Source organism: Bacillus sp. FSL P2-0069 (assembly GCF_038593315.1).
Classification (GTDB): Bacteria; Bacillota; Bacilli; order Bacillales; family Bacillaceae; genus Bacillus; species Bacillus safensis.
Genome location: NZ_CP151984.1, coordinates 1,262,788 through 1,287,833, shown reverse-complemented (window position 1 = coordinate 1,287,833; position 25,046 = coordinate 1,262,788). Strand labels below are relative to the sequence as shown.

The 25,046-nt window shown below is 40.7% G+C and carries 27 protein-coding genes and 2 riboswitches; of the genes, 7 read left to right on the top strand and 20 right to left on the bottom strand.

The annotated features are described in order from the left end of the window. Nucleotides 1–36: 36 nt before the first annotated feature. A complete protein-coding gene (locus NSQ34_RS06525; protein ID WP_162842493.1) occupies nt 37–180 on the top strand; it encodes a hypothetical protein in 144 nt (47 codons plus the stop codon). A 53-nt stretch (nt 181–233) separates the two neighbouring features. Here the strand turns inward: NSQ34_RS06525 and NSQ34_RS06520 are convergent, their stop codons facing one another. The 6 genes from NSQ34_RS06520 to NSQ34_RS06495 form a co-directional block, all read right to left on the bottom strand. Then, nucleotides 234–1,328 carry a Xaa-Pro peptidase family protein gene (locus tag NSQ34_RS06520; protein ID WP_034281559.1) on the bottom strand — a complete coding sequence of 365 codons (1,095 nt, stop codon included), beginning with the start codon at nt 1,326–1,328 and terminating at the stop codon, nt 234–236. A gap of 104 nt (nt 1,329–1,432) precedes the next feature. Continuing rightward, nucleotides 1,433–3,352, bottom strand: a complete 1,920-nt coding sequence (locus NSQ34_RS06515) for a heavy metal translocating P-type ATPase (protein WP_176967479.1) — start codon at nt 3,350–3,352, stop codon at nt 1,433–1,435. Between the two features lie 288 nt (nt 3,353–3,640). Further along, nucleotides 3,641–4,129 carry an endospore biogenesis thiol-disulfide oxidoreductase StoA gene (gene stoA / locus NSQ34_RS06510; protein ID WP_065214300.1) on the bottom strand — a complete coding sequence of 163 codons (489 nt, stop codon included), beginning with the start codon at nt 4,127–4,129 and terminating at the stop codon, nt 3,641–3,643. Between the two features lie 54 nt (nt 4,130–4,183). Continuing rightward, a complete protein-coding gene (locus tag NSQ34_RS06505; RefSeq protein WP_024424690.1) occupies nt 4,184–5,500 on the bottom strand; it encodes a polysaccharide biosynthesis protein in 1,317 nt (438 codons plus the stop codon). 113 nt (nt 5,501–5,613) lie between these two features. Further along, nucleotides 5,614–6,264, bottom strand: coding sequence for a cell wall hydrolase (locus NSQ34_RS06500; protein ID WP_070325763.1), 651 nt, complete (start codon nt 6,262–6,264; stop codon nt 5,614–5,616). 306 nt (nt 6,265–6,570) lie between these two features. Then, nucleotides 6,571–6,765, bottom strand: coding sequence for a hypothetical protein (locus NSQ34_RS06495; RefSeq protein WP_176967480.1), 195 nt, complete (start codon nt 6,763–6,765; stop codon nt 6,571–6,573). Nucleotides 6,766–6,932: 167 nt separating this feature from the next. Between NSQ34_RS06495 and NSQ34_RS06490 the strand changes: the two genes are divergently transcribed. Then, a complete protein-coding gene (locus tag NSQ34_RS06490; RefSeq protein ID WP_003211747.1) occupies nt 6,933–7,121 on the top strand; it encodes a DUF2187 family protein in 189 nt (62 codons plus the stop codon). Between the two features lie 122 nt (nt 7,122–7,243). Here the strand turns inward: NSQ34_RS06490 and NSQ34_RS06485 are convergent, their stop codons facing one another. Then, entirely contained in the window at nt 7,244–7,462 is a 219-nt protein-coding gene (locus tag NSQ34_RS06485; protein WP_176967481.1) for a hypothetical protein, read from the bottom strand. A gap of 368 nt (nt 7,463–7,830) precedes the next feature. Further along, complete coding sequence (locus tag NSQ34_RS06480) at nt 7,831–8,577, bottom strand: glucose 1-dehydrogenase (protein WP_034281548.1); 747 nt, start codon at nt 8,575–8,577, stop codon at nt 7,831–7,833. Between the two features lie 168 nt (nt 8,578–8,745). Here NSQ34_RS06480 and NSQ34_RS06475 point away from each other — a divergent pair, with 168 nt between their 5' ends. Continuing rightward, complete coding sequence (locus NSQ34_RS06475) at nt 8,746–9,102, top strand: winged helix-turn-helix transcriptional regulator (protein WP_061109758.1); 357 nt, start codon at nt 8,746–8,748, stop codon at nt 9,100–9,102. A gap of 476 nt (nt 9,103–9,578) precedes the next feature. Here the strand turns inward: NSQ34_RS06475 and queF are convergent, their stop codons facing one another. The 5 genes from queF to NSQ34_RS06450 all read right to left on the bottom strand — a co-directional run bounded on the left by queF (nt 9,579) and on the right by NSQ34_RS06450 (nt 13,232). Beyond that, complete coding sequence (gene queF, locus NSQ34_RS06470; RefSeq protein WP_024426839.1) at nt 9,579–10,076, bottom strand: preQ(1) synthase; 498 nt, start codon at nt 10,074–10,076, stop codon at nt 9,579–9,581. Between the two features lie 15 nt (nt 10,077–10,091). Next, nucleotides 10,092–10,823, bottom strand: a complete 732-nt coding sequence (queE, locus tag NSQ34_RS06465) for a 7-carboxy-7-deazaguanine synthase QueE (RefSeq protein ID WP_176967482.1) — start codon at nt 10,821–10,823, stop codon at nt 10,092–10,094. Next, entirely contained in the window at nt 10,816–11,256 is a 441-nt protein-coding gene (gene queD, locus NSQ34_RS06460) for a 6-carboxytetrahydropterin synthase QueD (RefSeq protein ID WP_034281544.1), read from the bottom strand. The genes queE and queD overlap by 8 nt, the downstream gene beginning before the upstream one ends. Beyond that, nucleotides 11,257–11,913 (bottom strand): 7-cyano-7-deazaguanine synthase QueC, encoded by a 657-nt coding sequence (queC, locus tag NSQ34_RS06455; protein WP_024424683.1) that lies wholly within the window; start codon nt 11,911–11,913, stop codon nt 11,257–11,259. A gap of 159 nt (nt 11,914–12,072) precedes the next feature. Continuing rightward, nucleotides 12,073–12,117: riboswitch (PreQ1 riboswitch) on the bottom strand. A gap of 71 nt (nt 12,118–12,188) precedes the next feature. Further along, on the bottom strand, nt 12,189–13,232 hold the full coding sequence (locus NSQ34_RS06450) for a membrane protein (RefSeq protein ID WP_034623360.1): 1,044 nt from the start codon (nt 13,230–13,232) through the stop codon (nt 12,189–12,191). Nucleotides 13,233–13,476: 244 nt separating this feature from the next. On the opposite strand from NSQ34_RS06450, the gene NSQ34_RS06445 reads away from it, so the two are divergent. The 3 genes from NSQ34_RS06445 (at nt 13,477) to motB (ending at nt 17,514) form a co-directional block, all read left to right on the top strand. Next, on the top strand, nt 13,477–15,579 hold the full coding sequence (locus NSQ34_RS06445; RefSeq protein WP_120207160.1) for an ATP-dependent Clp protease ATP-binding subunit: 2,103 nt from the start codon (nt 13,477–13,479) through the stop codon (nt 15,577–15,579). Between the two features lie 377 nt (nt 15,580–15,956). Beyond that, a complete protein-coding gene (gene motA, locus NSQ34_RS06440) occupies nt 15,957–16,751 on the top strand; it encodes a flagellar motor stator protein MotA (RefSeq protein ID WP_024424680.1) in 795 nt (264 codons plus the stop codon). Next, the gene (gene motB / locus NSQ34_RS06435; RefSeq protein ID WP_144496609.1) at nt 16,744–17,514 is read left to right on the top strand and encodes a flagellar motor protein MotB; all 771 of its coding nucleotides are present in this window, start codon (nt 16,744–16,746) and stop codon (nt 17,512–17,514) included. The genes motA and motB overlap by 8 nt, the downstream gene beginning before the upstream one ends. 193 nt (nt 17,515–17,707) lie before the next feature. On the opposite strand, the gene NSQ34_RS06430 is transcribed toward motB, so the two are convergent. After that, nucleotides 17,708–18,163, bottom strand: coding sequence for a MarR family transcriptional regulator (locus NSQ34_RS06430; RefSeq protein WP_034281539.1), 456 nt, complete (start codon nt 18,161–18,163; stop codon nt 17,708–17,710). Between the two features lie 204 nt (nt 18,164–18,367). Between NSQ34_RS06430 and NSQ34_RS06425 the strand changes: the two genes are divergently transcribed. Next, nucleotides 18,368–19,873 carry an ATP-binding protein gene (locus tag NSQ34_RS06425; protein ID WP_034281538.1) on the top strand — a complete coding sequence of 502 codons (1,506 nt, stop codon included), beginning with the start codon at nt 18,368–18,370 and terminating at the stop codon, nt 19,871–19,873. Between the two features lie 46 nt (nt 19,874–19,919). Here NSQ34_RS06425 and NSQ34_RS06420 read toward each other — a convergent pair whose 3' ends face one another. The 6 genes from NSQ34_RS06420 to NSQ34_RS06395 form a co-directional block, all read right to left on the bottom strand. After that, nucleotides 19,920–20,162 carry an aspartyl-phosphate phosphatase Spo0E family protein gene (locus NSQ34_RS06420; protein WP_024424676.1) on the bottom strand — a complete coding sequence of 81 codons (243 nt, stop codon included), beginning with the start codon at nt 20,160–20,162 and terminating at the stop codon, nt 19,920–19,922. A gap of 300 nt (nt 20,163–20,462) precedes the next feature. Next, entirely contained in the window at nt 20,463–20,993 is a 531-nt protein-coding gene (locus tag NSQ34_RS06415) for a cupin domain-containing protein (RefSeq protein WP_034281537.1), read from the bottom strand. 16 nt (nt 20,994–21,009) lie between these two features. Continuing rightward, complete coding sequence (locus NSQ34_RS06410; RefSeq protein WP_034281536.1) at nt 21,010–21,648, bottom strand: methylthioribulose 1-phosphate dehydratase; 639 nt, start codon at nt 21,646–21,648, stop codon at nt 21,010–21,012. Continuing rightward, nucleotides 21,612–22,307: a 2-hydroxy-3-keto-5-methylthiopentenyl-1-phosphate phosphatase gene (locus tag NSQ34_RS06405; RefSeq protein WP_034281534.1), complete on the bottom strand. Its 696-nt coding sequence runs from the start codon at nt 22,305–22,307 to the stop codon at nt 21,612–21,614. The genes NSQ34_RS06410 and NSQ34_RS06405 overlap by 37 nt, the downstream gene beginning before the upstream one ends. Next, on the bottom strand, nt 22,307–23,557 hold the full coding sequence (gene mtnW, locus NSQ34_RS06400) for a 2,3-diketo-5-methylthiopentyl-1-phosphate enolase (protein ID WP_176967483.1): 1,251 nt from the start codon (nt 23,555–23,557) through the stop codon (nt 22,307–22,309). The genes NSQ34_RS06405 and mtnW overlap by 1 nt, the downstream gene beginning before the upstream one ends. A gap of 72 nt (nt 23,558–23,629) precedes the next feature. After that, a riboswitch (SAM riboswitch) is annotated at nt 23,630–23,731 on the bottom strand. A 44-nt stretch (nt 23,732–23,775) separates the two neighbouring features. Continuing rightward, nucleotides 23,776–24,966: a pyridoxal phosphate-dependent aminotransferase gene (locus NSQ34_RS06395; RefSeq protein WP_176967484.1), complete on the bottom strand. Its 1,191-nt coding sequence runs from the start codon at nt 24,964–24,966 to the stop codon at nt 23,776–23,778. Nucleotides 24,967–25,046: the final 80 nt, after the last annotated feature.

The following is a 25,046-nucleotide window of genomic DNA, read 5'->3' as shown; positions in this document are numbered from 1 at the left end:
GCTGAACAAATCACTGGATGGAAAGGGGAATTCAAGATGGGTTTCATCATATGGATTATATTATGTATGACTGTTTTGTTTTCTGCTCGTTTTGCATTACATCCTTTAGGAAAAGAACATAAAATCAAACCGTTTCAATCAATTGATGATTTTTTTGTTGATAAGGATCGAGAAGAGTGATAAAAAATCACGATGACACTTCCAAGACCTGGACGTTCATCGTGATTTTTTTATTACTTGATGATCGTCAGCTCTTTCGGATAATTGGTTAAGGTGACTGGACCATCTGCCGTAATGAGAACATCATCTTCAATTCTTACGCCGCCGACTCCCGGGACATAAATTCCTGGTTCAATCGTATACACCATACCTTCTTGCAGAAGGTCGTCATTTGCCTGACTCATAGAAGGAAACTCATGAACAGAAATCCCTAACCCATGTCCGAGGCGATGTGGGAAATATTCACCATACCCCGCTTCTGAAATCAGCCCGCGGGCTTTTAAGTCAAGATCGCCGATTCTCACGCCTGGCTTACTCATTTCAAGTGCTGCCATTTCTGCATTTAAGACGGTTTGATAGATGTCCTTTTGCTTTTCAGAAGCTTCCTGATAGATAAATGTTCTTGTGATATCTGAGCAATATCCATCGACAATGACGCCAAGGTCAAATAACACAAAATCGCCTTTTTTTAAGGCTGCCTGTCCCGGATTTCCATGAGGCTCGCCTGATTTTTCACCAAAGAGAACCATGGTTGAAAAGGACATGCCTTGAATGCCTTTTTTCTTTAGTTCATATTCTATGACAGCGAGCACTTCTGTTTCTGTGATTCCTTCTTTTAAGGCGTTAACACCAATTTTTACACCTTCATCTGCCAATTGAGCCGCTTTTTTCAGTGTAGCAATTTCAGATTCATCTTTGATCAGTCTGAGCTGATCGAGCGCATCTTCAGCCCGGACGAACGTTTCTGCCCCGGTGACAGCTTGGAGCTGTTCTGCTCTTTGAAGCGGAATCGATTCTTTTTCAATCGCAAGACGCGCCGCTTGAATACCTCGTTTTTCTATCGCTGATTGAATGAAATCAAATGGATTCTCATGATCTTCATATCCAATGATATCGCCGGACCATCCTGCATTTTTTGCCTGCTCGACTTCCATTTTAGGCAAAATAAAAAATGGTTCTGCCTCTTGGAACACAAACAGCCCCATCACTCTTTCATGCGGCTCTGTGAAGTATCCAGATAGATAAAACACATTTTCCTTTGTATGTATAAATGCACCTTGAATGTCTTCTTTCTTAAGCCAAGAAGACAAGCTCTTCATTCGGTTCATCATGATCCTCCTCACACGTTTTACTACTGGTCTATTGTATCAGTTTTTGCTGTATTTCGCACAAAAGCGCACTGGCATGAATCCAGTGCGCCCTGATGATTGATTTAAGATGCACGAAGCAGACGCAGACCATTTAAAATGACCAAAATCGTACTTCCTTCATGCCCGATGACACCAAAAGGCAAATCAAGCACTTGTAAGAAATTCGCACAAATTAACAGACAGATCACCGTTAATGAGAAAATAATGTTTTGCTTAATGATTCGATTCATTTTTCTTGAAAGACGGATCATCTTTGTTAGGTTACTTAAATTGTTCTTCATTAAAATGAGATCCGCTGTTTCTAAGGCAACATCTGTGCCTCCGCCCATCGCAACCCCAACATCTGCTGTGGCGAGCGCTGGTGCATCATTGATTCCGTCTCCTACCATGATGATTGAATTACCTTGTTTTTTTAATTGATTGACCTCATGTACCTTTTCATCTGGAAGACATTCAGCCACTACGGTTTGGATACCGGCTTCCTGCGCAATCGCTTCAGCCGTTTTTTGCTGATCTCCTGTCAGCATGACGGTTTGGATGCCTAAATCATTTAGTTCTTGAATCATTTTTTTGGCTTCAGGTCTGATTTGATCCTTAAGGCCAAGACAGCCAACAACTTCTTCACCCTTTTGAACGTAGACCACTGTGTATCCTTGAGCTGAAAGGTCATCACCTGTCTCTTCAATCTCGCGGTCGATTGACGCCTTACCCGCAAAGTCTTTCTTCCCAATCCGCCACGTTTCTCCATTTAATTGTGCTTTTACACCAAATCCAGAGGTTTCTTCAATGGTGACATGGACTGATCTTTCTGTTTGGTGTTCTTTTGCCATATCAGAAATTGCTTTCGCTAATGGGTGGTTTGATTGACTCTCAATTTGATAGAGTGCCTGATAAAAAGCAGATTCATCCTGCCCTTTAGCCATGACGACTTGTTCTACGGCTGGCTTCCCGCTTGTAATTGTCCCCGTTTTATCAAAAGCAATCATGCTGCTTGTGCCTAGTTTTTCTAAAAAGACACTTCCTTTAACAAGCATTCCATTTCTCGCGCCATTTGAGATCAGTGACAGTGCTGCTGGCATGATGGATGCAACTAGAGCACAAGGTGAAGCAACGACCATAAACACCATTGCCCGGTAGAAGGTTTCACTCATGCTCCAGCCGAGTACAAAATGTGGCAGAACCATTAAAATCGCGACCGTGATCAGCACACCTTTTACATAGGCGCCCTCAAATTTTTCGATAAATGCCTGGCTTGGCGAAACACTTTCTTGAGCGGATTCAACAAGTTTAATAATTTTATGGAATAGCGTTTCTTCATTATGTTTCGTGACTTCCACTGTTAAGGAACCATTTAAATTCACTGTTCCTGCAAATACGTCTTCCCCCTGCCCTTTTTCCTGTGGAATAGATTCGCCTGTGAGGGCAGATTCATCCACACTTGTTCTCCCGCTTAAAATGACACCATCTGCTGCAATGCGTTCCCCAGCTTTGACCATAATCCGGTCACCTGGTGTTAATGATGAAGCGGCGATTTGAATGGTCGTACCATCTTTTTCAATTAAAGTTGCTTCATCTGGTGCAATGCTCATTAATGCTGTTAAATCTTTCTTGCTTTTATTTGACGTATACGTTTCAAGCGCACCACTCAGTGAGAAAATAAAAATTAAGATAGCGCCTTCTGCCCAATAGCCGATTAGAGCTGAGCCTATTGCTGCGAAAATCATTAAAAGTTCCACATTTAAGGTCTTCGACGAAATCGTTTCTTCAATTCCTTCCTTCGCCTTTGCAAAACCTCCAATAACAAATGCTAGGATGAAAAGAGGAATGCTCCACATACTCTGATCCTTTAGAATCCATCCAGTTAGAATAAGAATCCCCGATATACCTGCTGCAATTAATTCTCCGTGCTGTGCCCATTTATGTAAGGACCATTTCGATTCCTTTTGATTTGTCGTTTGGTAAAGTGCTGTATTCTCATTCATGATTGTTTTCTCCTCTCTAATTGATAATCGTTTTCATATTATCAATCGTTGCCCGTTTCTTTTTCATCTATATTTTCTGCTATTTCAAGCTTTTTATTGGTCTGTCACTCATTATAACAGGTTCTGATTAATTTTCAATTAATAATTATTATAATTTCTTTTTGATAATAATTATCATTATTGATATAGACCGTTCCGTCTTCTTCTGAGCACAGTGTATTCAGATGAAAAGCAAACGAACACAAAAAAGAACCAACAGAATTGGTTCTTTCACATAAAGGATTTGTTCTACGAATTTGTCCACTCTTTGATTTGTTTTTTCGTCAGTGGACCTACATGATTTTTCACCACTTCTCCTTTTTCGTTAATCAAAAAGGTCGTTGGAATGGTGATGATTTGATATTTCTTCATCATTTCTCCGTGTTCATCTAGTATGATCGGGAATGTAAACCTTCTGTCTTTCACAAATTGGGCAACAGCATGTTTACTTTGTTCAGCACCTAGTAAATTCACGGTCAATATGTCAACATCACTCTGATTTTCTTTCACAATCTGTTCAAATTCGGGCAGCTCCATTTTACAGGACGGGCACCATGTTGTCCAAAAATGCAAAATGGTCTTTTTCCCTTTTTCGGGAACCATCTGCATGTCACCATTTAATGTTGGCGCCTCTATCTTTGGCGCCATCACAGGCTCTTTTGCTTCTGCTGCTGTGCTCGTTAGAAATAGAAGCAGGGTCATCATCAGAAGACTGGCGGGTAGATGTTTACGATTCATCATGATCTTCCTTCCCAGTTTTCTTCTAGCTTGCCCTCTCGATGGCGATGACATTCAAGCTTTTTTCAATGTAAGAAACATTGAAACGCCGAGCTCCTTACAAATCGTCGCATAATGCAGGGCAGTCAACAGCAGCATGCCTGTGTTCATCCCTAAAATGACCCCCATCATATTCAAGCTTTCAATTGAACCGAGGAAATACACCATAGAAAAAGAGACGACATGCACCCATATATTATGTAGGAACACATCTTTGATGAGCCCCATTCCGATTAAACACGCTTGAAACGGCATCACAAACAGGTGGCATAAAAAGTATGGCCATAGCAGCTGTAAATAGACAGCAGCTTGCGGTGAATCAAAAAAGAGCTGTGTGAGCGGGTAAGCAAAATAATACATGACCATCACTGCCGGCACCCCATATCCAAACGTTATAAGAATCGCCTGTCTGACACGTTTTTTCACAAGATCATACTGACCTAAAGCATAGGCTTCAGAGACACTCGGAATCATCACAATCATGATGGAATGAGCGATAAACGCTGGGAAAAAACCGATCGACATTGCGACACCAGCCAGCATGCCGTAATGATCAACAGCAAGTGTTCCAGAAATGCCTGCTGCTACGAGCGCTCCTTTGATTAAAAATGGTTCAACCGCATTGGCGATCGCATGAAAGATGCGCATGCCCGTTGTCGGAATGGAAACGGCTAATAGGCGCTTTCGCACATCACTTCCTCTTAATTCAACAGACCTGACATTCACAGCATTTTTTGCCATGACGTATTGGGAGTATAAATAAATAAAGACAACAAGATCACTCGCAACAATGACACCAATGGCGATGAGTACTGCTGTTTCAATATCAAACGAATACCAATGAAAAAACAAAAACAAGCAGATAAGCTGGATCGTTTTCTTCAGCATATTGGCTAAAGCAATTCTGCCCATTTGCTGCTTTCCCATAAAATAGCCGCGGGCAATGGAGGTAAACGCAATAATCGGGATAAGTGACAGCACTAGGCCCTTCATAAGCGGATGATACGACTGAAACACTGGAATGAAAGGCAGTACAATAGCTGCTATAGCTGTTGTTGTACTTGTCACCACAAGTGTCATTTTAAAGGCATGACGGAGCATGCTTTTGTGGAGACGCTCATGTGATTCTGCAATGAATTTAGAAATGGAGACTGGCAGCTCTAAACTGGCGATCACAAGGACAAGCATGATGATTGGAAGGATACTCATATATAAGCCCATTCCATGTTCTCCAAGCTCTCTCGCTAAAATCATATTGACTAAAAACTCTATACACTCCGCAATAAAAGCTGCGACAGATAGCAGAATGACCCCTTTTACAAATCGATTCATGTAGCCTCCCCTTGTCTAAAGCAAATTCTTTTCACATTCTATGAGACAAGTCCAAAAAATATTTTAATAATTGAAGACAAAAAAAGAGCAATCTCATTGATCGCTCTTTTTCTCTATACGGCAAACACGTGACGTCCGATACGTTCTACAATTTTGCGGGAACGAATCCAATGATCTGTTGCCGTTTTTGGATTATAAAAATAGATAGCCTTTGTTGTTCTGTCATGCTCTTTTACTACCTGCTTCACCGCTTTAATGGAATCTTGATCTGCCTTATCATGAATGCTTCCATTCGATACTGGCTGGAAGGCATTTCGCTGATAAATCACACCTTTCACGCTGTCAGGAAAAGAACGATGCTCCACCCTGTTTAAGACAACACTTGCCACCGCTTTTTTCCCTTCGTAAGATTCACCTTTCGCTTCAGCGTGTACCAACCGAGAAAGCAAGTCCATTTCTTCATTAGAATACTGTTTTCCGCTTGCCTTATTCGTTGTTTCAGATTTTACTTTTTTCTTTTGCTTCGGTTTTGAAGACTTTTCTTCTGTTGACGTACTTAGCAATTTCACTTTTGGCTGACGCTTTTCTTCAGAAAATGCTGGGATGACTTGCTCGTGGTCTTGATCTATATATGAAAGCTGATGTTTAACAGGTGCTTGTGAAAGTTCGTGACTTAATGTGCCTTGCTGCTCTTGTATATTGTCCATCTTCATTGCTGCAACGAGCATAAGGATGACAAAAAGAGCTGTATGAATTTTAATCATTCGCCTTTTTCCTCCTTTAATCAAAGTAGGCTGTAAGATACTTGTCCACTCTAACAAGAGCTCATTCTATTTTCACGCACAAAGATTTACATGCCTGTCCAAATTCCGTCATTAAATGGCATGTCCTAGTTGAGCGCACATAAAATGGAATTGTTAGCGCTTAAAAAGGTCCCTTTTTCACCTATCATCATCCTTATGCTCCTGATTATGGGTTATTACATTTTCTTTTCATATGTATCAGAGTCGTTTGAAGTGTGACAAAAGAACGAAAATAAAAAAGCTTTCTCTCATCAATGAGAAAAAGCTTTAGCTTCTTGCTTCTGTAAGATATTCAAAAATAACATCTCCACCATGTTTGGCGATCCCGCGAAAATGTTTAAAATCATCTTGATTCACCAAAACAGAACGAAACGTTAAAAAGTCATCTTTTTGGATGGCCACCTGTTTTTCCGTCCCTTTCCGTAAAGATTCGAGGATTGTGAGGATTTGTTCTTCAGTCAAAAAAACCGCTCCTTTTCAGCCATGATCAATTATTAAATATACCATTCGTTAGAAGAGCATACAACGAAAACAAAACAAAAACGTCTTTATCCTTTACATTGGTATGAAAATATTGCAAAATACTTTTTAATAGGGAATGAAATCTGTTTTTAAAGGAGAGGGATCGGTTGAAGATTGCAAAAATTGGAAATGTGATCGAATTTAGAAATGGTTTAACAGGTGTAGTTGAAAAAGTGAATGAAAACTCTGTCATTGTGGATGTCACCATTATGGACAACTATAGAGATCTAGAACTGGATTCACTAACAGTCGTTAATCATAAAAACTATAAAATCATCAAAGACTCCGTACATTAATTTGCAATCCTCAATTCAGACAATCGGTACATACGTATATATAAAGCAAATTTGGCTCGTTTGACAACTTTGCTCTATTTGAACAATCACATATGAAAAAGACTGATACCACTTAAAGAGGGTCAGTCTTTTTGCGTATGAAAAGTTTGCATTTCCGCCTTCGTCTTGTACATCTCGACTTCCTCGGGTGTGATCACTCCTTTATCAATCAAGAGGGCAATCACTCCAAGCAATGTGGAGGCACTCCATTTATACCGTTCTTTGTTTTGATGTTCAAGCATTTGAAGCTCTTCCTTTAGCTCCATTAGCAGCTGCTCTGTCCGCTCTTCTTTGTTTGCCAACTCAAACGCCTCCGTTTATCATTCATTCCCTCTATTTTATCTTACATCAAATGAGATAAGCAAAAAAACATGATCCCCCTTTACAAACGTACGTTCTGTCATGTATAATATGTTTACGAGCTGGTAGCCCTCAGCCGTCCTAGCAAGTTCTATTCCCATTCGTATGAGAAGAGTGACATGACTCTTCTCTTTTTTTATGGTTGATTCGCAAAAAAAGACATGCATCCGGCATGTCTTTTCCTTTTTTCTCATTTTACATGCAGCATTTGTGGTTACTCAGGACATAAGGAAAACGACTTTTTTATACGACTCAAGTAAATCCCCATTAACTTTTTTTGGGGACGATTTGTAATCTCTTCTCAGTGACATTATACCTGTGCTAGCCCGCCATCTACGAACAATTCAACACCCGTCAAGTAACTGCTTTCGTCTGAAGCAAGGAAAGTTACAGCGTTTGCTACTTCTTCAGGTGTCCCAACTTTTCCAGCTGGAACAGTATTTCTGGCATTTTCCATCGCTCCTTCAAGTGCATCACCAAAAAGCTCATCGTATGCAGGTGTAAGAATCACTCCTGGACTTACCACATTTACACGAATTTCAGTACCTTTTAGGTCAAGAATCCAGTTGCGAACTAGTGCTCTTAATGCTGCTTTAGATGCTCCATATACACTAAATGCTGGGTTGCCAATTGATCCAGCAGTAGAGCCCGTTACAATAATAGAACCTACTTTGTCCGGGAATAGTGATAGCGCTTTTTGAACAGTAAAAATGGTTCCTTTCACGTTAATGTCGAACGTTCTATCAACCTGCTCTTCAGTAATTTCACCTAATGGCAGGAAGTTGCCGATGCCTGCATTAGCAAAAAGGATGTCCAACTTACCTTTTTCCTGCTTTATCATGTCATATAGTTTGTCTAAGTCTTCAAGCTTAGAAATATCACCTTGAACACCGGTTACGTTCTTGCCAATTTGGTTAACAGCTTTATCAAGTTCGTTTTGTCTACGTCCCGTGATATACACATATGCACCTTCGTTTACAAATTTTTGTGCAGCAGCAAGACCAATCCCACTTGTTCCACCCGTTACAAGCGCTATTTTACCTTCAAATTTACCCATACTTAACACTCCTTTAGAATTCATATTATTTTATGTCTAGTACCTTTAAGTACTTGAAGAGCAACTTACAAGATATAGTATCCTCCAGCAAGCACATTATCGGAAGTACCCACTTTTTTGTGATATAGTTACTAAAAAGTAATAAATGTGGAATGGAGAGCTTTAGACATGAAAAAATTCAGCTGCGGGTTTGAAGTGACAAAGGAAGTGATTGGCGGAAAATGGAAAGGCCTTGTATTATACTTTTTAATGAATGGACCAAAGAGAACGAGTGAATTAAAGCGCATTATCCCAAATATCACGCAGAAAATGCTGATTCAAACACTTAGAGAGCTTGAGGCCAGTGGACTTGTGACCAGAAAGATGTATAATCAAGTACCGCCGAAGGTTGAATATTCATCCACTGAACTTGGAGAATCTCTTAAACCTATCTTGCAGGAGCTCTGTCAATGGGGGAGCCATTATGCGGAGCAAGAGTATGCAGAAGGTGAATATGAAATTGTACAACCAGAACAACTAAAGTGAGGATTGAAGTAGCTGCTAAAGTAAATGATAAACAACATCAATACCATCACCTAACAGATAAAGAACAGTCAGAAATAAATGAGATAGTCAATTTTGAAAGTGAAGTTCTAATCAGAAGTGTCATGGACTATATTCAAGAGAACTTTGATGAAATTCAAAAATGAGCTGTTTCAAATGTTAAAGAGAAGGATCAGAAACTTAACTTTAAACAATAAATGAAGATATGATCATAATATTTAATGCCTATGATCTCTAAATAGGCATTTTTTCTTTCGGATAAAAAAGAAAAGACGTACAAATTGTACGCCTTCATCTGCTTCTGTACTATCAATTTTTCACTGCATAAAAGTCACAGTTCAGGTTGCACCTCAGGTCACACTTTTTCATACAATTCCCATGAGTATTTTCAGGTGTGACTTTTTCCACTTTAATGTGACACCAATTCGTTTCACACTCCGTCTCACACAGCGGAATAATTACCGATTATCAATCGTCTCCGGATACATATCATGGTTCATCATACGGTATTCTGCCATTTCCTCATATTTCGTGCCAGGTTTCCCGTAGTTCGTATACGGATCAATGGAAATACCGCCTCTTGGCGTAAATTTGCCCCAAACTTCAATATACCTTGGATCCATCAATTCAATCAGGTCGTTCATAATAATGTTCATACAGTCCTCATGGAAGTCACCATGGTTACGGAAGCTGAACAAATATAATTTTAGCGATTTACTTTCGACCATGATTTCATTTGGGATATAGCTGATATAAACTGTCGCAAAATCAGGCTGACCTGTTTGCGGACATAGTGAGGTAAATTCTGGGCAGTTGAATTTCACAAAGTAATCTCTATTTGTATGTTTATTTGGAAACGTTTCAAGCACTTGTGGTGCATAATCAAACAAATAATTGGTTCCTTGGTTTCCCAGTAGCGTGACACCTTCTAATTCTTCTGGTTTTCTTGTCGTCATGTCATCTCTTCCTTTCTATACGCCTCGTTTATTTCCCCACAATAACGTGTGCAGCTGCGGCAGCACTCTTACGCGGTTTAAGTCTGGATCTTGCGCGACTTGATCGACAAGCGCTTCATATTTCTTTAATAAATGCGTCAATAAGTACGCATCATCAGCTGTCGTCGTGTCATCATTTCCTACCTGCAAATAAAAAGGAAGCTCAGGGTATTTTGCATGAACATCCTTCGCATACGCTAAGTCACGATCGTCAAAGATCACGACCTTCAGGCTAGCATGCTGCAACCTATTTCCGTTTTTCAGCTCATCTAAAATACGTGTTAGTTTCGTAAAATCTGTTTTCATATTCGAGCTTGGCGGCTTAGGAGAAATGGTTAAATCATCAATTTTCAAAAACCATTCCTGATACATCGTCCCTTGTGTTTCAAGCGCTGTATCAATTCCCTCTTCATGCAGTAAATCAATGAGGGATTCCATTTGTTTTAAAAGGGCTGGGTTTCCCCCTGAAATGGTGACATGAGAAAAAGCCTGTCCGCCTATTCTTTTTAATTCTTTGACAATGTCTTCTGCCTCAAGCCACTGAATGTCATGCTTCGCTGAGCCATCCCATGTAAAGGAGGAATCACACCAGCTGCACGAGTAGTCACAGCCAGCCGTTCTGACAAACATGGTTTTTTGTCCAATGACCATTCCTTCTCCTTGAATGGTTGGACCAAAGATTTCTAATACGGGAATCGCTTTAGCCATTGATCTCAACTCGTTTCGGACGGTAAATGCAATAGCTTGTTGGTGTCTCTCTGACAAAGACCTGAACACATGCCGGCTTGTTCGCTAAAGTCGATAAATACGCTGCGACTTTGTCATGTACGGTCTTTGCTACCACCTCAGTGGTTGGCATCGCGTATCGATCGTTTGATGAGAATTCCTCATGATCATTGAGCAGCGTGTGATCGTACTGCCCATGAATGAGCTTTTTCAATGTACTGAAATTGACAAGGAATCCCGATTCATCTAGCTCGTCTCCCGCAATCGTGATATTGATGGTGTACGTATGACCATGAACACGGCTGCATGCGCCCGCATCTTCTCGCGGGATGAAATGGGCAGCAGAAACATGCATGTCTTTATTTAATTCAAATGAAAATGGATGATCGGTTTGTGGATAGATTTGAGAAAGCATTTATTTTGCCTCCTTCATTTCCATATAAGTGTCATAGCCATTTTTCCGCAGCTTACACGCAGGACATTCCCCGCAGCCATCAGAGATGATGCCGTTATAGCAAGTGAGCGTTTCATTTTTCACAAAATCCAGCGCATTAAGCTCGTCTGCCAGCTTCCATGTTTCTGCTTTATTCAGCCACATCAGTGGTGTATGAATCACAAATGGTTTTTCCATTGCTAAATTCACTGTGACGTTGCAAGATTTCACAAACTCGTCACGGCAATCTGGATAGCCGCTAAAGTCTGTCTCACAAACACCTGTGATAATATGTCTTGCTCCAATTTGATACGCAAGAATAGAGGCGAAAGATAAGAACACTAAGTTTCTTCCTGGTACAAATGTGGAAGGAAGCTCTCCTTCTTTTTCCTCAATGTCAATGTCATCTCTTGTTAAAGCATTAGGTGCCAGTTGATTTAAAAGAGACATATCTAACAGATGATTCTTCACACCTAATTTGTCTGCGATTCTTTTGGCGACATCAATTTCTTCTTGATGACGCTGATTATAATGAAAGGTCACGGTTTCTACCTCTTCAAATTGTTGAAGTGCCCATAATAAACATGTCGTACTGTCCTGTCCCCCGCTAAAGACAACGACTGCTTTTTCATTTTTCATTTTCTGTTCTCCTCCTTTTGCAGATGAGTACAACCGTACAACACTGCATCTGAAAGGCTCCTGAAAACCCCTATTTTTCTCAAAAGAAAAGACACCTTTACATGTGTATGAGGTGTCCCAGCCATAAAAAATAAAAAATGCCACATCCAAGGATACGGCAAGTCCTTAGTTTTTTATAGAGGGTTTTGCTAGAACCTCTCCCGTCTTCACGGATTTTTGTTCAATTTTCACAGAGGATAGTGTACCACATATTTTTCATGCAGGCTATCCCTTCTTTACTTATCTAGCGGGGCAGGCACTTTTTTTAGACAAAGAAAGAGGATAAAAAAGATGCTGACATAGCCAAAAACCGGATAAACCGTTGAAATCAGTGTACCGTAACCAATTTTACTAATCACATAGCAGCATATGAGAATAAGGGATATCGTAAAGATGCTGTTCATTCGGATATATGCCCTCACTTGTCTCTCCAGCCCGTATAAATTGCCTATGACGGATGTAAAAACTTCACCGAAGATGACAAATAAATAAATGAGATGAATGGAGTTTGCGACTTGATACACTACCTGGGCCATTGGAATATCAAACGCCTCCAGCATATCTAATGAAGAAAGAGATAAGAAGCAAGCAAGCAAAATGAGTGTCAGCATGACGCCCCCAAGCACCGCTCCCTTTTTAATGACTGCTTCAGAGGTCATTTCATTTGCGACGGGTACTAACACTGCCTGTGACAGTGCTAAATTAAAGGCACCATATGACACTGCTGATAATATCCACTCGCCCTCACCCATTTGCAGCGCAAGAACATAACTTTCACTGCTGCTAAACACAAATGAATCAAGAAACACGATCATTGAAAAGAAAATCAGCATTGGAACGACAAGGACGTTGACTCCAAATAGCCCTTTTGAACCTTTAAAGAGTACAATGACGCTCAAAATGATCGTCAAAAAGATCCCATATTCCTTCGATATACCAAGCTGTTCTTCAAAAATAGCCCCTGCGCCTGAAATCATGACTGAGGTGACACCAAGTAAAATAAAAAACATGACAATATTAATATATCGACTCGCAGCTGCGCCAAATAAAAAACGGTTCATATCTTGATAAGATTCTGCTTCGATTCGTTTCGAAATCAGCATCATTTTTGCCCCAAGGCCAGTAAAAATAACACCGCTAATCAGGATCCCTAATAGTCCAATCCAGCCAAAACGAACAAAAAATTCTACGATTTCTTTCCCTGTCGCAAACCCAGCTCCAACCACTGTTCCTACATAAACAAAGGCAAGCTGAAAAGCGGATTCATTTGAACGTTTCATGTGACCCCTCCGCACCCATCACTTTCGATTGTCTCTTTTTTATCCTATGAGACAAGTTCCTTGAAAAGAAGGACAAACCATGATTAAATGCAAAAAAGGATTTTTATTCCCCTTTGAGCAAAACAGTTGAAAGTCAAAATAGGTCAGAGTATACTATAGTCAAAGATGGTCAAACAATAGACCATTTTCTTTAACATTCATTGGTCAAATAAAGTCAAACTTTATTTTAAGGAGGTCATGGCAAATGCGTTGTCAACATTGTCAAGTAAATGAAGCAACTATTCGCCTGAATATGCAAGTAAATTCGTCCCGGAGCCAAATGGTTTTATGTGAAGACTGCTATACCTCTTTGATGGAGCAGTCAAAAATGAAAATGGGACCTCAGCTTTTTGGAGGAAGTTCATTCTTCTCTCAGGCAGCAAGTCATGCCCCAAACATGGAGCAGCCAAAGCAAAAAGGCTTACTCGATGAGCTTGGCCGTAACTTAACAGATGGAGCAAATGCTGGTTTAATTGATCCAGTCATTGGCCGAGATGAAGAAGTCGCAAGAGTCATTGAGATTTTAAATAGAAGAAATAAAAATAACCCTGTTCTTATTGGTGAACCTGGTGTTGGGAAAACAGCGATCGCAGAAGGACTCGCGCTCAAAATTGCGAGCGGCGATGTGCCAAATAAATTAAAGAACAAACAAATCTATTTATTAGATGTCTCCTCACTTGTCGCAAACACAGGTGTACGCGGTCAATTTGAGGAAAGAATGAAGCAGTTAATCAAAGAACTGCAAAGCCGTAAAAATATCATCTTATTTGTAGATGAAATCCACCTTCTTGTGGGCGCAGGATCTGCAGAAGGATCAATGGATGCTGGAAACATTTTAAAACCAGCCCTTGCAAGAGGCGAGCTGCAGCTAGTAGGTGCGACGACATTAAAAGAATATCGCCAAATTGAAAAAGATGCTGCACTCGAACGGCGCTTCCAGCCCGTTATCGTAGATGAGCCAACACAAGATGAAGCAATCGACATCTTAAAAGGCATTCAAGATAAATACGAGGCCTATCATGGTGTCACCTATTCAGATGAAGCAATCAAAGCGTGCGTTCAATTATCTTCGCGGTATATTCAAGACCGTCATTTGCCGGATAAAGCCATTGATTTAATGGATGAAGCTGGTTCAAAAGCGAACCTCTCCATTGATGCAGCAAGTGAAGATCAGCTGACAAACCGACTAGCGCAAATTGCCGCAGAAAAACAAGCTGCGCTAAAAGAAGAACAATATGAAAAAGCAGCGAAGCTTCGCGATGAAGAAGAAGCCATTGAAGCAAGACTTCAAAACAAAACAACTGAAAAAGAGCATATCGTTACAGCAGAGGACATTCAGGCCATTGTGGAACAAAAAACAGGCATTCCTGTCGGGAAACTCCAAGCAGACGAACAAACCAAAATGAAAGAAATTGACGTCCGTCTAAAAGCACGAGTGATTGGACAGGAACATGCGGTTGATAAAGTGGCGAAAGCCGTGAAAAGAAGCAGAGCTGGTTTAAAATCGAAACATAGACCAACAGGCTCCTTCCTTTTCGTTGGACCAACAGGTGTCGGGAAAACCGAATTGTCTAAAACGTTAGCTGAAGAATTATTCGGTTCAAGAGATGCGATCATTCGTTTAGATATGAGTGAGTACATGGAAAAACACTCTGTGTCCAAACTCATCGGTTCTCCTCCTGGTTACGTTGGACATGATGAAGCTGGCCAGCTGACTGAAAAAGTGCGCAGAAAACCATACAGCATCATTTTGCTGGATGAAATCGAAAAAGCACACCCAGATGTACAGCACATGTTCCTGCAAATCATGGAAGATGGCCGCTTAACAGACAGCCAAGGCAGAACGGTCAGCTTTAAAGATACAGTCATCATCATGACAAGTAACGCAGGCAGCGCAGATAAAACGGTCAAGGTCGGCTTTCAGTCTGATCAGGAAGAAGCGATTGAGGAACAATCACTCATTGATTCACTAAGCAGCTACTTCAAACCAGAATTTTTGAACCGTTTTGACAGCATCATTCAGTTTGAATCATTAGACAGAGATGATTTAGTGAAGATTGTTGATCTTCTGCTCAATGAGCTGTCAGAGCAATTAAAAGAGCAGAATTTAACAGTCCATGTCACAAATGAAGCGAAAGAAAAAATCGCAGAGCTTGGATATCACCCTGCATTTGGTGCTCGTCCACTTCGAAGAACCATCCAAGAGCACGTTGAAGACCAAATGACGGAGATCCTGCTTGAAGAGGAGCAGCTTTCTGGATTTACTGTGGATGTTGAACATGACGAAATCGTCGTAAAAAAAGGATAACTACATCTTCAGGATGATATGCATCTCCATCATGTTGCGGCGTCTAAGTTCCATCTGAACGACGACGCTCCCCCGCCTCTTTTCCTTTACGATAAAAGAAAAAGAGGTGGATCACATGATGAATTGGAGCTACGATCTTGTTAAAATCATGTATGAAGAAAAATTAAAAGAGCTGCTTCATTTAGATGAACCCGCTCAAAACGATTAAATGGAGACTCCCTTTATATGAGAGGGAGTTTTCTTTTTATGCAGATAGAAAGCGCTTTCGTCAAAAATTCTTCACAGAAAGTGTCTTAATTTTATATTCTGACTAAAACCCTTCTGGAACACACCGATATTAACTATAGAAAAAGATAGTTAAAGGATTTGGTGAGATAATGGACAAAACATCGTTAATTGGTATTATTTTAGCATTTATTGCACTAGGTGTCGGTATGGTTTTGAAAGGTGTGAGTCTAACTGCTCTTCTCAACCCGGCGGCTATATTAATCATCATTGTTGGGACGGTTGCAGCTGTTGTCATCGCATTCCCTTCTAGTGAAATTAAGAAAACACCAAAATTGTTCGGCAAAATTTTCAAAGACAGCCAGCTTCCAACGATTCAAGAAATGATCCCTCTATTTTCAAACTGGGCACAAATTGCGCGTCGTGAAGGTCTTTTGGCATTAGAAGCAAGTCTTGAGGAAGTCGATGATGATTTTCTAAAGAACGGGTTAAGCATGGCAGTTGACGGTCAAAGTGCTGAATTTATTCGAGACGTCTTAACAGAAGAAGTTGACGCCATGTCTGAACGACATCAGTCAGGTGCATTAATCTTTACACAAGCTGGTACATACGCTCCGACGCTAGGGGTACTTGGCGCCGTTGTCGGACTTATTGCCGCACTTGCCAACATGGGAGATATTGAAGCACTTGGACATGCGATCAGTGCTGCCTTCGTCGCCACACTGCTTGGGATTTTTACCGGATATGTGTTATGGCATCCATTTGCCAACAAGCTGAAGCGTAAATCAAAGGAAGAAGTAAAGCTTCGTCTGATTATGATCGAAGGTATTCTTTCTGTTCTTGAAGGTCAATCTCCAAAAGTCATTGAACAAAAACTTCTTATGTACTTACCAGCAAAAGAACGTGCAAATCTTGTCATTGAAGAAGGAGAAAATCAAAATGGCTAGGAAACGTAAAAACCATGATCATGAAGACCATGTAGATGAATCTTGGCTTATCCCTTATGCCGATCTACTAACGCTTCTTCTCGCCCTCTTCATTGTGCTCTTTGCATCTAGTTCAATTGATGCGGCAAAATATGAACAGATGGCTAAGTCTTTTAATGTAGTTTTTACTGGCGGTACTGGTGTTATGGATCAATCCAGCATGCAAAGCACGGAAGAAACTGAAAACAGCAACCAAGTCAAGAAAGCAGCCGAGGAAGAGAAAGATGAAGAAGCCAAAGCAAAGGCTAGGGACCAAGCGATTCTCACAAAGGTCAAAAAGCAGGTCGATTCATTCATTGCAAATAAAAAACTTGGTTCAAAGCTCGAAACAAAGCTTACGGATGAAGGTCTTCTCATTACGATTGAGGACAGTATCTTCTTTGACTCTGGACGGGCAGTTATTCGCCCTCAGGATGTCCCGTTAGCAAAAGAAATCTCAAAACTGCTCGTCATTAATCCTGCTCGTGACATTGTCATTAGCGGACATACAGATAATGTACCGATCAGAAATTCAGAATTTGAATCAAACTGGTATTTAAGCGCCATTCGCGCTGTGAACTTTTTAAATATTCTTCTTGAAAACAGCAATCTAAACCAAGAGAACTTTAGTACAAAAGGATACGGCGAATTCAAACCGATTGCCTCGAACGATACAGCAGAAGGCAGAAGTAAAAACCGGCGTGTAGAAGTACTCATTTTACCGATTGAGAAAAAAGCGAAATAAAAAAAGAAGCCAGCGGCTTCTTTACAGATTGTTGACAAAGGGCTAAAATGATCTCTATTTTAGCCCTTTGTCTTCTTTTCAGCGTGATAGAATACCTTTGCAGTCTAGGAACGAGCACCGGCACGCAGGACTGACAACTGAATGCGAGGGATTGCTTGCGCGCTGAAAAGGAAGCCAGCGGCTTCCTTTTTATTTATTCTTGATGATCATATAAATGCTTTGCACGCAGCCCTACATGTTTGAGCATATCGATGCAGGCATCTTTCTCTTCTTCGCTGAGGACACTGATCATCTCATGAATTTCTTTCGCATGATCTGGGAAGATGTCATCAAGCAAAGCTCGTCCCTGCTTGGTAATATGCGCAAATGTCACCCTGCGGTCTTCTGCACAAGCCTTGCGGCTGAGGAGTTCTTTCTTCTCCAATTTATCAACCACATACGTGATGCTGCCGCTTGCAAGTAAAATCTTATCACCGATTTGCTGAAGCGGCTGATCACCTTTATGATACAGCAATTCTAGCACAGCAAATTCAGTTGGATTCAGCCCGTGCTTCACAATATGTTTGTTCATGTGATGATTAATTGAGCGATAGGCACGTGATAATACAATAAATAGTTTCAATGATTTTTCAACATTATGATTTTCCATTTTTTATCATCCTTTATGAAATGCAACCCACTAATGTGACATTAATAAACAATAAGTAAAATGTCAACATTTTGATCCATCTTTAGCACGAAAATGAGACCAGAACGAATCACCTAATTTTTTAAAAATCACACAAGTCATCGTAATAAAGATAGGTTCAATGCTATAATAAGTCTATTAGGTAATACGTTGGAGCGATGAATGATGAGTATACTGAAAGGGTTTTGGAAGAAGATCAGGCTTTACCTTATTTTGGTCATGCTTCCAACCCTAATCATTAGTTATTTTATCTATGAAAAAGAAACTGAAAAAATCGATTTAAAGAACAAACAAACCGCTACACTTATGTTAAATATTCACAAAAATCAAATGAATTATTTAATAAGTGAAACAGAAGCGAGATTAACTTCCCTCGCCATGGGATTTGACCAGCCGCTTGAGACGAAAAAAGTACAAAACATCCTAGAGAAAATCTATAAACAAGAACCTCGTTTTTCAGGTCTGTATCTCCTAGACAAAAAAGGAAATGTAACAGCAAGCACCACCCCGTTAAAGGAAAAAATTAACCTATCATTCAGAGATTACTTTAAACGCATTCAAGTGACCAAGCAGACCGTGATCACAGACAACTATGTAAGCCGAATTACAAAACAGCGGATTCTCTCCATTTGTGTGCCTGTTCTCGATGAAAACGAAGAGGTCACCAATGTACTGATTGCCGCCATTCAAATTGATTATTTAAGAAATATTATGAATGTATTGAACCCTGATCTTCATTTTAAGATGCTGAATCAAAATGGACATGTCGTCTTTACAAGCGGTCCACAGCCAGTACCCGAGGGCGGCAGCACCGTATCTACATATTTAGATGAAAACAGCTGGAAGCTGGAGGTCTTTCCGCAGCGTGCTTCAACAAGTGAAGTGCTGTCTGTGATGCTCATCCCTTTATCCAGTGCGTTTATATTATTAAATATTTTATTCACACTCGTCCAATATATCGTGTTAAGGCGGCAAACTCAGCAGGAGCGTCATCAAAATGAAGCGCAAAAGCTTGAATTGATCGGAACACTCGCAGCAAGTACAGCACACGAAATTCGCAACCCATTAACAGGGATTAGCGGATTTATCCAGCTATTGCAAAAGAAGTATCATTCAGAAGAAGATCAGCTCTATTTTTCTGTCATCGAGGAAGAAATTAAACGGATCAACCAAATCGTCAGTGAATTTCTTGTATTAGGAAAACCAACGGCAGAAAAATGGCAGAATAACTCTGTAAAAGAAATTGTAAGTGAGATCATGCCGATCGTTTTCTCTGAGGCAAATCTTTATAATGTTGAAGTGGATTTGCAAATCAATACGATTCAAGATGTGGGCGTGTATTGCACAAAGGATCATATTAAACAAGTTGTTTTAAATGTAGCAAAGAACTCTTTAGAAGCGATGCCAAACGGCGGTCATTTGAAGATTGTGATCGAAGCTGAAAAAGAACATGTCATCATTAAAGTAGAGGATACAGGTGAAGGCATACCAGAAGAGATGTTAAAGCACATCTTCCTCCCCTTTATTACATCGAAGGAAAAAGGCACAGGTCTTGGGCTTGTCGTGTGTAAACGAATCATTTCGATGTATGGCGGAACAATTGATATTCATAGCGAAGTGAATAAAGGAACGACTGTCATGATCATGCTTCCTTCTGCTCACTCAGCATAACTGAAGATGTCAGCCGGTTTTGCTTATGCAAGACCGGTTTTTCATGTCAATAAGAGGGGCGGTTCACAGATAAAAGACTCATTTGAGACACAAGATCATGAAAGGAGGGGGCAGATTGTTTCTCATGAAAAAGAAGATGCTGATACTCATTCATCAGGTTGTCCAGTTCTTGACTATATTTAATTGTCTTCTCACCAGTGTAACCTTCCACTTGAGCAGCTTCTACCATTTGTTTTCTCTTCTCATCAATGGACATCAGCAATTGTTCTTTCCTTACGTAAATATTCATGATCTCAGCTCCCGCAATGATTTCGACTGTCTATGTTCAAAATGATCCGACACCAAAATTATACTTTATTTGTAAATTAAATTAAATATGCTTATTTTATTTAATTTTTTACAGCCTAAAGACCTTTTACCCAATCAAATTTGGGGGTAAACTTCAAATTTGGACAGGACTGACACATTGATTAAACAGAATTTTATCCTATGCAGAAGATCAAAATCAACTATTTTCTTTCTCATTTTATGTCTAATTTCCTAAAAAAAAGCTGATCTTCCGCCTCATGCGGAATGATCAGCTCTATCATTAAACCGTTTCTTCCTCGTAAATCGGCACCCAGCCCTCAGTTGTGACAAATATGCGAACTGCGACCACTTTGCGATCCTCTTGAAGTGTAAAGTAATGACGAATGTTTGGCGGAACAGAAATTAAATCACCTGGATTCAATCTCACATCAAAAAAGACGCCATCCTTGCCTTGAATAGCAAAGATTCCGTGCCCGCTCACAATAAAGCGTACTTCGTCATCTGTATGGTGATGCTCACGTTTAAAGTTTTGGAGCAGCTCATCAAGATTTGGCGTGGCATCAGATAATGAAATGACATCCTGCGCTTTGTACCCTCTTTTTTCAGAAATACTTTGGATTTCCTTTTGGAAAACAGTCAAAATCTCTTCCTTTTCCTCATCGGTTAAATCATACTTTTCTGATAAACGGTTTGGCAGCTTTTCAATATCCCAATGCTCATAAATGACCCCTTGGTTTTCCAAATATGATGCTACCTCTTGCTCGCTTTCAAGTAATGTGTTCTCTTCATTATGAATCAAAATCGTCGCCATGTGTTTTTCCTCCTTTTTATCTTACAAGCTGCTGTTGATAAAGCGCTAATTTTAAGTGATAGCTAAATAAAAATTCATATGCTTCTAATACTCGTTTTGCTTCAAAGGCTGTTTTTCCCCAGACCGTAATGCCATGATTGCGAATGAGTACAGCACCAGATGACGCCTCTAGTGTCAAATGTTTGGCAAATTGCTCTGCAAGCTGCGGAATATGAGCTGGATTTTCAATAATCGGAATCGACACTTCTGCATCCTCTTCCCAATAACCAAGCGCTTTGATGATTTCGTTGCCTTTAAAACGAATCTCTCCCTTATCCCCATACAGCTCTGACATCACATTATTATCGATTGTATGGACATGGAGGCAGCAGCCTGCTTTCGTCCGTTCATATACGTACGTGTGAAGCAGTGTTTCAGCTGATGGTCTAAGCGGCTCGTTCGGATCATGGGGCTGGCCTGCCGCATTTACTAGCACAAAATCTTCGTTTGTTTCTTTTCGTTTATCTTTGCCGCTTGCCGTCACCAAAAACGTGATTGGATCATCCGACACCTTGATTGATAAATTACCGCTTGTTCCGAAAAACCAATCTCTTTGAGCCAGTTCACGTTTAACGTCTGCTAGCTCCTGCCAGCGTTTGCTCTTTGCGTCTGCCATTCCTTCACTTCCTTTATTTGAACAAATTGCGCTTGTAGATCAATAAATGTGTCATATTCCTTGTGTACGAGCCCGAGCTCTTGACATTCATTGAGCAAGTAGTCGCGCGCAAACGTAAGATCCGCATGCTTCGCCGCCTCCACATCAGTCACTGAATCTCCGATCATGATGATGAAGTCATCCTCATGAGTCAGCTTTCGAATGATTGAGGGCTTGCAGCATCCGCAGCCATTTTGACATTGCTTATCGCAGGCATGCGGCCATTCAATCTGAATATGGTCTTCCACAAATGATGCATGGTTGCAATAAATATCGTCTCGATCGACAATGCCTTCGAGGATGGGGTAGACAAAAAAGTCCATCCCCCCGCTAAGTACATAGAAAGGAATATCTGATTTTTTTACCTCATCGACAAATTGCTTAAATCCTTCTCGAATCTCTGTATCCTCTAAAATAAATGATTGAATGGCATCCTTCTGATCACTTTTCAGTAATTGAAACATCTGCCCGACGCCTTCTTGAATGGTGATTTCCTTTGACAGGACACCATCCTTCAGCTTCGTCCATTCACTTGGTGCAAACTGTTTCATGATGCGGATGATATTATCATTTTTTGTAATTGTTCCATCAAAATCACAGCATACAATTGGTTTTTTCATTATTCTGCTACCCTTCCCCAAAGATCAAGTGCCGCTTTTAAGTCTTGGCAGGAAGCCGCCTTATCTCGGATGGACTCTTCGTGAATCACTGCATCAATGATCGAACGAAATGCCTTCCCTCCGCCAATGGCTCCCCCCGGATGTCCGTGAATGCCTCCACCTGCATTTATCACATGATCAATTCCAAAATCTTTGATCAATACTGGAACCATTCCTGGATGAATGCCTGCTGACGGGACAGGGAATGTTTTTTGAACCGTATCCTCTTTCACGCAAGCTTCATAGATTCCAATGGCATCTTTTTTCGGAAGTGCAACCGATCCATAAGGTGAGGGAAAGAGGCTCAAATCAGCGCCAGCATATCGATTTAATTTGCCTAAAAGAAGAGAATGCGAGAATCCATATTCAGGAGAGGATGTCAAAGCACCACTCACAGCGGGATGCGCCATAATCGGCAGTGGAATGTCTGGGTCCTCAGCTAGGCTTTGCATGACATCAAGGCCGTATGCAAAGACATTGAATAAGAGCGCATCTGCCCCAAGTTCAGCGGCCTTTCTCGCTCGATCCTTCAGGTCAAAGGTTCTGCCCGTTAAATTGACAGCATACAGTGTGCGGTGTCCTGTTTCTTCATAGGTTTCTTTTAAAATCGCTTTTCCTTCTTTGATTCGCTCTTCAAAAGGAGCTAATGGACTTTCAAATAAAATTTCATCGTCTTTGATGAAGTCAACCCCGCCCAATGCCTGTAAACGGAGCTGCTCTTTTAAATCCTGCATATCACGGCCGATAACGCCTTTAAAAATACTCATCAATAATGGACGATCAAACACATTTACCTTTTTTCGTATGCCATCAATTCCAAATACAGGTCCTGGCAGGCTTTTTTTAAATTCTTCAGAAAATTGGATATCGACTAGCTTCACTTTTCCGTCTAGTGAAAGCTTTCCAAAAATGGTCGTGAAAACAGCTGGTAAATCAGCTGAAAAGTTTGCCTCAGGATAAGCAATGGTCACCTCTGATTGATAAAGGCCATTTTCGGCTGGAACAGCCTTTTCTAATACTTTTTCAACTCGGCCTTTATGCTTTTGAACCTGCTCCTTTTTGAGCTGCGGCAAATCCGTCCATGATCCAACTGTTAAACCAAGCGCGATCTGCTCTGCTTTTCGATTTATTTGTTCATCCTCTCGATGTGTTAATACGTATGTTGCCAGTAATTCACTCACTAGGAATCCCCTTTCGATTGCGTCATGCATATGTTCAATAAAAAAACCTCTTCAAGTGCTTCATGAGCGCCTTAAAGAGGTTGTTTCGTGTCATTCATCCGAATCTTATCTCTCAGCGCTTGCTGCAAGAATTAGCACCGTGCTTCATGGAAGTCGGTTGCCGGGCTTCATTGGGCTAGTCCCTCTGCCTACTCTTGATAAGAATATTCAATTTTCTTAAATATTGCCTGAATTATCGCACCATTTTTTTATGTTGTCAATGGCTTTTTTTCAAACAGCTTCAAAGCAGCGATACGCTGAGCGGCTTCTTGTAACCGCTCCTCACTTGTTAGAAGCCCTACTCGCACGTACCCTTCACCGTGAGCACCAAAGCCATTACCTGGCGCAACAACAACATGTGCCTTCTCTAATAATAAGTCAGAAAAGGCTTCAGATGTATATCCTTCCGGCACCTTTAACCAAGCAAAAAATGAACCCTTTGGTGCACTGACTTCCCAGCCAATTTCTTTGCAGGCAGCCATCCACACATTCCGCCTTTTCTCATATCGATCATTTTGCACCTGCACGCACGTTTGATCGCTTAACAGCGCTTCCGCTGCTGCATCTTGAGTGGCTTTAAACAGCGAGACAAACAGATGATCCTGATAAAGCTCAATCGCTTCAATAACAGACGAATTTCCTGCTGCAAATCCTACTCTCCACCCTGCCATATTGTACGTTTTAGATAATGTGTAAATTTCTATTCCCGTCTCTTTCGCTCCCTCTACTTGCAGAAAGCTGAGCGGCTTTTCTCCATCAAATCCAATGCCGCCATATGCAAAATCATGGACTACACATAGCTCGTGATCTTTCGCAAACGTAACGGTTTCTTCAAAAAATGCACGGCTTGCCGTAGCACCCGTCGGATTGTTGGGGTAATTTAAATACATTAATTTTGCCTTTTTCTTATCATCTTCAGGCAGCAAATCGTAGTCAGGTAAAAAATCATTTTTTTCAAGAAGTGGCATGGTTACCATATGCGCTCCAGCAAGCACAGCGCCTGACCAATAATCAGGATAACCAGGATCAGGGACAAGAAGCGTATCACCCGGATTCAGCAGACATTGCGGCAGCTCAACAAGCCCTGCTTTCCCGCCAAATAAAATCGCAATTTCCGTTTTTGGATCAAGTGCGACCCCATATTCTCTTTCATAAAAAGCGGCAGCAGCCTTTTTTAATTTCGCTGTTCCACGGAATGAGGAGTATTGATGATTTTCAGGTTTTGCTACCGCTTCCTGCATGGCTTTTACAATGTGCGGAGGAGTTGGCTGATCAGGATTTCCCTGCCCCAAATTAATGATATCTGCCCCTTCCCGTACTTTTTTCTGCACCTTTTGGACAAGGGACGCAAAAAATTGTTTCGGTAATTGTTTCAACACATCTGATTGCTGGAATTCCATTTCTTCACCTTCTATTCAAGTTACGTGACAATACAATCACTGTAATGGATTGTTTTATGAATTGTAAAGCAATTTTGAAA